The sequence below is a fragment of the Limnobacter litoralis genome (assembly GCF_030160455.1).
Lineage (GTDB): Bacteria > Pseudomonadota > Gammaproteobacteria > Burkholderiales > Burkholderiaceae_B > Limnobacter > Limnobacter litoralis.
In genome coordinates, this window is record NZ_BSOJ01000031.1 from 1 (window position 1) to 8,401 (window position 8,401).

Annotated in this window: 13 protein-coding genes; 7 read left to right on the forward strand and 6 right to left on the reverse strand. The window is 51.5% G+C overall.

All coding sequences use genetic code 11. From position 1 onward, the window contains the following. The 3 genes from QQJ87_RS12885 to QQJ87_RS12895 all read right to left on the reverse strand — a co-directional run. A partial coding sequence (locus QQJ87_RS12885) for a sugar phosphate nucleotidyltransferase (RefSeq protein WP_284282231.1) occupies positions 1-417 on the reverse strand: 417 nt, incomplete at its 3' end. A 19-nt stretch (positions 418-436) separates the two neighbouring features. Beyond that, a complete protein-coding gene (locus tag QQJ87_RS12890) occupies positions 437-1,432 on the reverse strand; it encodes a 2Fe-2S iron-sulfur cluster-binding protein (RefSeq protein ID WP_284282234.1) in 996 nt (331 codons plus the stop codon). A gap of 2 nt (positions 1,433-1,434) precedes the next feature. Then, a complete protein-coding gene (locus tag QQJ87_RS12895; protein WP_284282235.1) occupies positions 1,435-1,794 on the reverse strand; it encodes a MarR family EPS-associated transcriptional regulator in 360 nt (119 codons plus the stop codon). A 207-nt stretch (positions 1,795-2,001) separates the two neighbouring features. Here QQJ87_RS12895 and rfbA point away from each other — a divergent pair, with 207 nt between their 5' ends. From rfbA to QQJ87_RS12915, 4 genes are all read left to right on the forward strand, one after another. Beyond that, positions 2,002-2,883: a glucose-1-phosphate thymidylyltransferase RfbA gene (gene rfbA / locus QQJ87_RS12900; protein WP_284282237.1), complete on the forward strand. Its 882-nt coding sequence runs from the start codon at positions 2,002-2,004 to the stop codon at positions 2,881-2,883. Next, positions 2,880-3,431, forward strand: coding sequence for a dTDP-4-dehydrorhamnose 3,5-epimerase (gene rfbC, locus QQJ87_RS12905; protein WP_284282239.1), 552 nt, complete (start codon positions 2,880-2,882; stop codon positions 3,429-3,431). The genes rfbA and rfbC overlap by 4 nt, the downstream gene beginning before the upstream one ends. A 105-nt stretch (positions 3,432-3,536) precedes the next feature. Beyond that, positions 3,537-3,899 carry a tlde1 domain-containing protein gene (locus tag QQJ87_RS12910; RefSeq protein WP_284282240.1) on the forward strand — a complete coding sequence of 121 codons (363 nt, stop codon included), beginning with the start codon at positions 3,537-3,539 and terminating at the stop codon, positions 3,897-3,899. Then, the gene (locus QQJ87_RS12915) at positions 3,896-4,384 is read left to right on the forward strand and encodes a hypothetical protein (protein WP_284282241.1); all 489 of its coding nucleotides are present in this window, start codon (positions 3,896-3,898) and stop codon (positions 4,382-4,384) included. The genes QQJ87_RS12910 and QQJ87_RS12915 overlap by 4 nt, the downstream gene beginning before the upstream one ends. Before the next feature lie 14 nt (positions 4,385-4,398). Here QQJ87_RS12915 and QQJ87_RS12920 read toward each other — a convergent pair whose 3' ends face one another. Genes QQJ87_RS12920 through QQJ87_RS12930 form a run of 3 tightly spaced genes read right to left on the reverse strand, consistent with a single transcriptional unit; the run spans position 4,399 to position 6,484 of the window. Continuing rightward, positions 4,399-4,677: a type II toxin-antitoxin system RelE/ParE family toxin gene (locus QQJ87_RS12920; RefSeq protein ID WP_284282242.1), complete on the reverse strand. Its 279-nt coding sequence runs from the start codon at positions 4,675-4,677 to the stop codon at positions 4,399-4,401. Beyond that, entirely contained in the window at positions 4,677-4,886 is a 210-nt protein-coding gene (locus QQJ87_RS12925) for a TA system antitoxin ParD family protein (protein WP_284282244.1), read from the reverse strand. The genes QQJ87_RS12920 and QQJ87_RS12925 overlap by 1 nt, the downstream gene beginning before the upstream one ends. 41 nt (positions 4,887-4,927) lie before the next feature. Then, positions 4,928-6,484, reverse strand: a complete 1,557-nt coding sequence (locus tag QQJ87_RS12930; protein WP_284282246.1) for a Fic family protein — start codon at positions 6,482-6,484, stop codon at positions 4,928-4,930. A 186-nt stretch (positions 6,485-6,670) separates the two neighbouring features. Between QQJ87_RS12930 and QQJ87_RS12935 the strand changes: the two genes are divergently transcribed. Genes QQJ87_RS12935 through QQJ87_RS12945 form a run of 3 tightly spaced genes read left to right on the forward strand, consistent with a single transcriptional unit; the run spans position 6,671 to position 8,201 of the window. Then, complete coding sequence (locus QQJ87_RS12935) at positions 6,671-7,477, forward strand: hypothetical protein (protein WP_284282248.1); 807 nt, start codon at positions 6,671-6,673, stop codon at positions 7,475-7,477. Next, positions 7,474-7,809, forward strand: coding sequence for a hypothetical protein (locus QQJ87_RS12940; RefSeq protein WP_284282249.1), 336 nt, complete (start codon positions 7,474-7,476; stop codon positions 7,807-7,809). Before QQJ87_RS12935 ends, QQJ87_RS12940 begins: the two co-directional genes overlap by 4 nt. Positions 7,810-7,865: 56 nt before the next feature. After that, complete coding sequence (locus tag QQJ87_RS12945) at positions 7,866-8,201, forward strand: helix-turn-helix transcriptional regulator (protein ID WP_284282250.1); 336 nt, start codon at positions 7,866-7,868, stop codon at positions 8,199-8,201. Positions 8,202-8,401: the final 200 nt, after the last annotated feature.

Here is an 8,401-nt window from a genome sequence, read left to right on the forward strand (position 1 = left end):
TGTCTCGGTAATATTGATGTCGCCCACCCCATCTCCGTAGGTGAAGCAAAACGCGGATTCGTTTTCTACATACTTGGCCACGCGCCTTAGGCGCCCGCCGGTCATCGAGTTGTCGCCCGTGTCGACCAAGGTGACGGTCCAGGGTTCGGCCCGCTTGTGATGCACTTCCATGGTGTTGCTGCGCATGTCGAAAGTAACGTCTGACATGTGCAGAAAATAGTTGGCAAAGTATTCTTTGATGACATAACCCTTGTAGCCGCAGCAAATGATGAAATCATTAATGCCATGGTGTGAGTACATCTTCAAGATGTGCCACAAGATGGGCATGCCGCCAATTTCAACCATCGGCTTAGGGCGCACTGACGTCTCTTCGCTTAGGCGTGTGCCTAAACCGCCTGCAAGAATTACTGCTTTCATTCAAGAAGTTCCTTTTTAATTATGTTGTTCCGGAGCTTACAAACGCGTCGGAGTAAAAACGGCTGCTGGGCAAGCTAGCTTGGGTAAGTTTAGCCTTCGCGCTGTGGATCATGGCAGTTGAGCCGCAGGCATAAACAGCAGCATTTTGCAGATTTGGTATTGTTTTGAGTAACACATCATGGACATATCCGGCTTGGCCTTTCCAGCTCCTGTCAGGTCGGGATAGAACTGGAATAAAAGTAAAGTTACCGGGGATCTGGCTAACATCAAAATACAAGTCTGCCGGTTTGCGACCACCCCATAACACAGTGATTGACTTAGGATTTTCATCTTGCTTTAGCCGTGGCAGCGATTCGAGAATAGATTTGACGGGCGCGATGCCTGTTCCCGTTGCCAAAAAAACAAGGTCGATATTTGCTGTGTTGCGTAAGAAAAAGGTGCCAAGTGGACCATGTATGCGTAGCAAATCGTTTGGTTTTGCCTGTTTGAACCAATATTCGCTGAATTCACCCCCATCCACAGACCGAATGTGCAACTCAAGAACCTTGTCTGCAAAGCTGCCATTGGCGAGCGAATAACTTCGATGAATTCCATTGGGGCCGATTACATCGACATATTGGCCCGGGGTGAACTCAAAGTCCGCAGTAGGTGGAAGCCTCAGAAAAACCTGAATGACGTCTGGTGCCAAATGGACAATTTCGTTAATTCGGCAGGGCAAGGTTTTGGGTGTTGGAAGTATCAGGCCGCCAAGATCGTCAACATCCAGAACCAAGTCAGTTTCCGCTGCACGCGTGCAGCTTAAAATCCACCCCTCAGCTCTCTCTAATTCAGTCAGCCCGGTTTCAGGATTTAACGCAGTGGTTAAGCCAGAAATCACCTTGCACCTGCAGGTGCTACACCTGCCAGTCCTGCAGCTGTAAGGCAATGCGACGTTGGCTTGAGCTGCAGCGTCCAAAATAGATTTTTCCGATGTTGTCTCAAAGCTGCGGCCTGAGCTTAAGGTAATTGTTGCCATAATCACTTAAACCTGTTGCCAGAAATTTTTTTTCCTTCGGATTTGAGTGCTTCAATTTCCATTTTTAGCGCTTCGTACTCTTCCATCTTTCGTTTCAGAAAGCGGGCCGTAAGCGCAGCTTTTTCAGCAATACCTTGGGGTGTTAAAACATACACATACCCAAACTTGTTTTTGGAATGGGCAAAGTTGTTCATTTTCAACCAGCCTTTCTCCATCAACGCCTTCAAGCAATAATTAACCCCGCTGACGCTAACGCCCAGTTGCTCAGCAAGCTGGCGCTGGGTAAGGTCGGGCTGTTCCTCCAGCAGGCGCATTACACGAAAGTAAGTGTCTTCCTGCTGGTTGGCTTGGCGGCTGGTCATTGCTTGAAATTGCGGGTATTGGAATGGCTACCGCAGCACTCTGCATGCGGTCTCGCAAGGGCGCTGGGGCGGTTTTGTGTGTGTTCTGTTCAAACTTGAACAATGCTAATGGGGGTTAACCACCTCGTCAACCACTGTTTCATGAAGTTTTTATAACGCGTGAATGTACAATCAGCCACATTGATTAAATAACACGCAAGGCCTTTCATGAAAGGAATCATCCTCGCCGGCGGCAATGGCACGCGCCTTTACCCAGCCACCTTGGCCGTTAGCAAGCAGCTTATGCCGGTTTACGACAAGCCGATGATCTATTACCCGCTTAGTACGCTAATGCTGGCGGGTATTCGTGAAGTGCTGGTTATTTCCACCCCGCAAGACACCCCTCGCTTTGAGCAACTGCTGGGCACTGGCAAGCAGTGGGGCATGCACATTGAATATGCAGTTCAACACAACCCCGATGGCCTTGCGCAGGCCTTAATCATTGGCGAGCAATTCATCAACAACAGCCCATGCGCGCTTATTTTGGGCGACAACCTGTTTTACGGAAGCAGCCTGCCCAAGCAGCTGAAAAGGGCTGGGCAAAATCAGAATGGGGCCACTGTGTTTGCCTACCCGGTAAACGACCCGCAGCGCTACGGCGTGGTTGAATTTGACGAGCATGGCAAAGTGCTTAGCATCGAAGAAAAGCCCGCCCAGCCCAAAAGCAGATATGCGCTTACCGGCCTGTATTTTTTTGATGGGAATGTGGCCAGTGTGGCCAAACAGGTAAAGCCCTCAGCCCGTGGCGAGCTTGAAATTACCGATGTGATAAAGGCTTACCAGCAGCAGGGTAGGCTGGACGTGCAGTTGATCGGCCGCGGCCACGCTTGGCTAGACACCGGCACCCACGACAGCATGCTAGAGGCCGCCAGCTTCATTCAAACCATCGAGAAGCGGCAAGGGCTTAAAATTGCCTGCCCCGAGGAAATTGCATGGCGCGCCGGTTGGGTCAACGACGCTGAATTGCGCACACTGGGTGAAAGTTTGAGCAAGAGCGGCTATGGCCATTATTTAATCGACCTGCTGCAGCGCAAGGCGTTTTCAAGATGAAGGCTTGGCAAGCTGGCTTGCGCGGACTTTGGCTGATCCAACCCACCGTGCATGCCGACAGCAGGGGTGCGTTTTTTGAGCGTTTCAACGCCCGGCAGTTTGAACAGCTAACAGGTGAAGCTCCACGGTTTGTGCAAACCTGTGAAAGTGCTTCTGCACACAAAAACACCGTGCGCGGTTTGCACTTGCAGCTAAAAACCAAAGCGCAAGGCAAACTGGTGTGGGTTCAGCAGGGTGCCGTGCGTGATGTGGTGCTAGACGCACGCCCCGATTCGCCAACTTTTGGTCACCATGAAGTGCTTGAGCTAACTGCCGAGAATAGACTGCAGTTGTGGATCCCCCCTGGCTTTGCCCATGGCTTTGCAACCCTGACCGACAACACCGTGTTTCAATACCAGGTCACCGACTTTTACAGCCCTGAACACGAACGCTGCATTGCCTGGAACGAACCCGACTTAAACATCGACTGGGGCGTGCAGGGCGAGCCAATCGTAAGTGAGAAAGACGCCAAGGGGATGAGTTGGCTTGATTTTTGTAGATTGGGTTAAGAAGCAGAACCAAGTGCAGGTTTGATGTCACAAAGGGCAGTTGCTAGCATCTCGCAAGCAAAAAATGGATGTTTCCCTTTTTACACTGCACTTGGAGTTAAACGGATGCCCTGGTATTACAGCCAATCGAATCACACCTTCAGTAAAGACAACGACCTGATCACAGACGACGCCTATTCCGGTACTGGTGGGGGTCGTAACAATCCACTCATGCAAAATGTGCGTAACGTAGGGCCAATTCCCGTTGGCAGCTATCAAATTGGCGCAGCAACCAATAGCCATCACACGGGCCCATTGACTTTGCCGCTCAGCCCGCTTCATGGAACCAACACCTTCGGTCGAACAGCATTCCGCATTCATGGAGACAATCGACGGCATGATGCATCCCACGGCTGCATTATTTTGAGTCACGCTGTTCGTCTCAAAGTGAATCACAGTCACGACAAAACACTGGTGGTTACCCCATGACCTATGTACGGCAACTCGCCGTCCTCCTTTTGTTCGTTTGTGTAGGCTGCTCGGCTGCACAGCTCGATCCTCAGCGCGTCAAAAATGACCTTCAGCACCAACCCGCCGAAGCAGTGATTAAAGACCTCAAACGGCAAAACAAATATCAGCAAGTTTTGAAGCGAATCGCCGAGGGCCAGGCAGAGTGGGTGGCACTTGCCCCCGCACTGTACATGGGCACGGATGCGGGCGATTCAGATGACCTTGAAATTGCATTGGCCACTGCATTGCCCAAAAACGCGGTGGCGGTGTTGTCTGCTTTGAAAGCTGGCGGGGCCAATGGTGCGTCAAGTCTTGGAATTGATCACGTATGTGGTGTGCCATTCATTGAACCGACAGATGCCTTCGTCAAAGCCTATTTGTTGAAATCCACCAAGGCAGTAAAAGCCGTGAAGGACGAGAAGCTGTTGCCAGTCGCCAGGCAATGCTTAAGTTACTTGAAGTGAGACGAAGAATCCTCTTAAGTGGTGTCCCGCTTCAGGTCGCGATAGAAATTCTCGTGAGGGCCAACCATCAAAAGCTTAAGCGTATCGTCGTCCAACAGGCGGTAAGCCAGCAGGCACAGTAGCTTGTTCATTCGGAATTTGTAAACACGCACACCAGCAAGGTCGCCGACCTTGGCTTCTCCAGCGTTGGGTTGGCTGGCAATGGTTCGAACCGCCTCATCTAGCACTGCTTTTTGCTGTTTGTGCAGTTTTTTAACGGCTCTTTCGAAGGTTGGGGTGACAAGTATGCGCATTAGCCGAATTGGTACTCGCCTGTAGGCTCTTCCTGGTCGCCGACCAGTATGTCTCGGATAACGCTGAATGGAAGGTCGGGGTTTTCAGACGCAATTTTACCGATCTGCGACCAGTACTCAATTTGCTTGGGTACGGAACGATGTTCGATGGTGCCGTAACGTTTGGCGGTTTCGACCAGTGTTTCGGGCAATTTGACATTGATGGCCATACAAATCTCCTTTGATTTTCACCATAATAGCCCATAATGGTCTAAAAAGTAACCTGTCCGAATATGGCTTGGTAGCGGCTTTCTATGGCCTGACGTTCCTCAGCGCTTAACGCCGCAAACTCTTTGCTGATTGCCCGCTTTGAAAAACTGCCCGCGTTTTGATGTAAAAAACGGATCAACAGGTCTACTTTTCTGTCGGGCATGTCAATGTAGTTCTTGATGAATGCGTTCAGCTGATCATGTTTGCCCAGGTAAGTCACCTCTTCTGGCAAGGTTGTCTTGACTGTTTCTGCAACGCAATCAAACAGAAACTCCGCCTGCTCCGTGGCGTCAAAAAACCGGTACAGGTCGAGGGTGTTATTCAACACTTCAATGTTGTTTTGGGCGGTGGGGCGCCATTCGATCAGGCCTAGGCGGCGTTTCGAAAAATGCTCCAGCACTTTTTTGTACAGTTCAATGCGGTCAAGAATGACGGCTGAAACGGGAAAGACCAATCCCTTCGGTACAAACGCAGTTTCCGCCAAGGCATGGTGAATTAAATAGCGGTGGATTCGGCCATTGCCATCCTCAAAGGGGTGGATAAATACAAAGCCAAAAGCAAGCAGGGTTGCAATCAGAACGGGGTTGTAGTTACTGCTTAACAACATGAAGTAGGTCTTGAGCATGCCTTCAATCAGAAATTCAAGATCTTCTGCTTTTGCGGAAATATGGTCTGGCAGTGGCATGCCTGTCACGCGGTCATGTTCACCAACAAATCCGCCCTCCATTCGCAGGCCTGGAATGATGAAACGATGGTCGGGAATGACTTCAGTTTGCAGAAATTCCAGTTCGTCAATGCTCAGTTTTCGCTGACCAGCCTGGGCAATCACATTGCCCCAACGCGTAAGCCTGTTGTGTGGGGGTGACTCACCCTCGATGCTGTAAGACGCCTTTGAATCTTTCAAAAGTAGAAAGGCAGCAGCCCGAGACATTAAATCTGCGTGGGTTTTGCCAATTTGCTCAGCAGCCAGAGCAGACAGGTTTTGATTGATCAGTTCATCAAGCTTTTCTGTGCGTCGAATGATCGGGCAGAAGGCTTGATTGCCTGGCAGGTTATTTCGCACCCGATGCCGTTTAGAGTCTCGTGCAGGGCCAGGGTATTGAAGTTTGCTGTTGATCAAATCGACAAAGTTGCCGCTTGCGGCATCTGAAATCGGCAAAATTTTACCGCTAAGCCATTCGTAGAGAAACCAGATACGACGGCTGTAAGACCCTGTGGGTTCTGCCAAAACCAACTTTGTGATTGAATCGGCTTGCAATGTGCGAAAAAGGGCACTCAGCACCTGTAGATCAATGCCTTCGTATTTCAATGCAAAGGTGAGGTGACCATACAAGGTGTCAGCTGGCCGATGTCGCGGGGTGAACAGTTTCCAGGTGCCCAGCGTCAGCAGTTGATGCTTGGGACCAATTGCACACAAAAAATCGGGCGCGGCCACTTTAAGTTGATGGGCCTGAATTAACGCGCTGTAGCCTGCCAATGTTGAACCCTGCGGCAACAGTGGGAATTCATGAAAAATGCTTGGTTTGTCTGAAAAATGATTGTATTTGACAGTTTTCATGAAATTTGCATATTTAGTGGCAGGCGTCATTGTGGCATGAAAATCAAATAGATTCTATGAATTTGATTTATTAAATTGGTTGATTCATGAAAAGTAATTTAGTCTCTTTTTCTGACCCAACCATGTGATGGCCCCTGCCGCCCACATGCCTTAGCCTGTAAGGCCTTTGAACAAAAGGCCAACCCCATGCACAAATTGTTACTGGCCAGCGCCGTGCTGGCCTGCAGCGCCTGCACCACCGCGCCCGTGAATACGGCCACCAACGCCGCGCAGGCCGGGCGGCAATACGCCACCACTGTCAAACAGTTAAACCAGTTCGCGCTGGACGAAAGCTTGGGCTTCACCGCCAACCTGCTGCCGCAACTGCCGCGCCAGGCCGATGTGCTGCAGGCCCAAACGGATGCCATGCGCCAGCGGGTGGCGCTGGTCGATTCAGTCGCGGTGCAGCTGGACCAACTTAGCCGCTACTTTGAATTGCTGAATGCAGTGGCCAGCGGCGACGATTCCGTGGCCACCGGCAAGGCCTTGGGGCAGTTGGCCAGTGGCTTTAAAATTGCCAGCAGCTCAGTAGGCGATGGCATTGGCCGACTGGTTGCCAATGGCCACCATTCAAGCCAAATGGCCAAGGTGCTGCAGCGCGACGCTGCCCCGGTAAGCGCCGCTATGCAGGCGGTGCAAGCCCAACTGGCCTTGGAAATTGGCTGGACGCGCGCCAACGCCTTGGCCAATCAACAGGCGTATTGGCAAAGCAAAATTGAGGGCCCCTACGTGGAGGGCAAAACCTTGCCCGCCAGTTGGAAGACGGCTTGGATCGACACCCTGAAAACCCCTGACCTGGAAATGCTGCTGCGCGACGCTCAAACCGCCACCGACCACATGGTGCAGGCCTGGCATGCGCTGCTGCGTGGCGATGAAAACGCCAGCGCCACTTTCACACTGGTGCAAGGCGAGCTGGCCGATGTTGAAAAGCGATTGAAGAGGGTGAAGCCATGAACCAAACCATGACCCAGGCCGATTACGACGCCATGCACAACACCGCACGTGCCTTGTTTGACCTGCTGTACGCGCAAGACGTGCACGCATTAAGCCCGGCGCAGCGGCAGGTGCATCAAAAAGAATTGTCAGACGCTTACCTGGCCATGGTGACGCTTGAAAACCGCCGCTTTGCCGACTTGGGCGAGCGCAGCAAAGCCGCATTGGCAGCCCTTCAGCCTGATGTGCTTGCGCTGCAAGCCTGCCTGAATGGCAAGGAAGCCGGCGCAGATTGGTGGGCCATCGCCCGCAAGGGCGTGCAGGTGTTGGCGGCGGTGGCGAAGGTGGTGTAATATGATTCATAGATAGGCCTTGAGGTATTTTTATGGCCTTTTAATGAGTCATTTTAATGCGAATTGATCAAAGAACATACTCAACCACTGCGCTGGAATCGCTGTCGTTGTTGGGCAAGCTGATTAAGCTTGCCCGAAAGCAGAGAAAGATGACGGCTGCTGAACTGGCCGAGCGTGCGGGCATATCCCGAAGCACGCTTCAGCGGGTTGAAAAGGGCGACCCCAAAGTGGAAATCGGTATTGTTTTTGAAACCGCTGCATTGCTTGGGTTGCCTTTGTTTGATGCGGGGCAAAGCCGATTGTCTGACATGCAGGGCCGTATCGATGACAAATTGATGCTGTTGCCAAAGTCGGTGCGTAAATCGTCGGTGGTGGTAGACGATGACTTCTAAGCAGGGCCGACGAGCGTTTGTTTGGGTGTGGCTGCCGGGCGCAACAAAGCCAGTCGTTGCTGGTGTTCTTACCCAATCGGAAAACAACCTCTTATTCAACTATGGTCGGTCTTACTTGGCTCGTGCGGGTGCCATGCTGCCTATTCTGACCAAATTGGACAGTGATTCTGGCTGAAACTGGACAGTCATTCCAGCTCAAA

Bases quoted from the DNA above. Each gene is read 5' to 3' on its own strand.
- QQJ87_RS12890 (WP_284282234.1), bottom strand. From the start codon at position 1,432: ATGGCAACAATTACCTTAAGCTCAGGCCGCAGCTTTGAGACAACATCG.
- QQJ87_RS12895 (WP_284282235.1), bottom strand. From the start codon at position 1,794: ATGACCAGCCGCCAAGCCAACCAGCAGGAAGACACTTACTTTCGTGTA.
- rfbA (WP_284282237.1), top strand. From the start codon at position 2,002: ATGAAAGGAATCATCCTCGCCGGCGGCAATGGCACGCGCCTTTACCCA.
- rfbC (WP_284282239.1), top strand. From the start codon at position 2,880: ATGAAGGCTTGGCAAGCTGGCTTGCGCGGACTTTGGCTGATCCAACCC.
- QQJ87_RS12910 (WP_284282240.1), top strand. From the start codon at position 3,537: ATGCCCTGGTATTACAGCCAATCGAATCACACCTTCAGTAAAGACAAC.
- QQJ87_RS12915 (WP_284282241.1), top strand. From the start codon at position 3,896: ATGACCTATGTACGGCAACTCGCCGTCCTCCTTTTGTTCGTTTGTGTA.
- QQJ87_RS12920 (WP_284282242.1), bottom strand. From the start codon at position 4,677: ATGCGCATACTTGTCACCCCAACCTTCGAAAGAGCCGTTAAAAAACTG.
- QQJ87_RS12925 (WP_284282244.1), bottom strand. From the start codon at position 4,886: ATGGCCATCAATGTCAAATTGCCCGAAACACTGGTCGAAACCGCCAAA.
- QQJ87_RS12930 (WP_284282246.1), bottom strand. From the start codon at position 6,484: ATGAAAACTGTCAAATACAATCATTTTTCAGACAAACCAAGCATTTTT.
- QQJ87_RS12935 (WP_284282248.1), top strand. From the start codon at position 6,671: ATGCACAAATTGTTACTGGCCAGCGCCGTGCTGGCCTGCAGCGCCTGC.
- QQJ87_RS12940 (WP_284282249.1), top strand. From the start codon at position 7,474: ATGAACCAAACCATGACCCAGGCCGATTACGACGCCATGCACAACACC.
- QQJ87_RS12945 (WP_284282250.1), top strand. From the start codon at position 7,866: ATGCGAATTGATCAAAGAACATACTCAACCACTGCGCTGGAATCGCTG.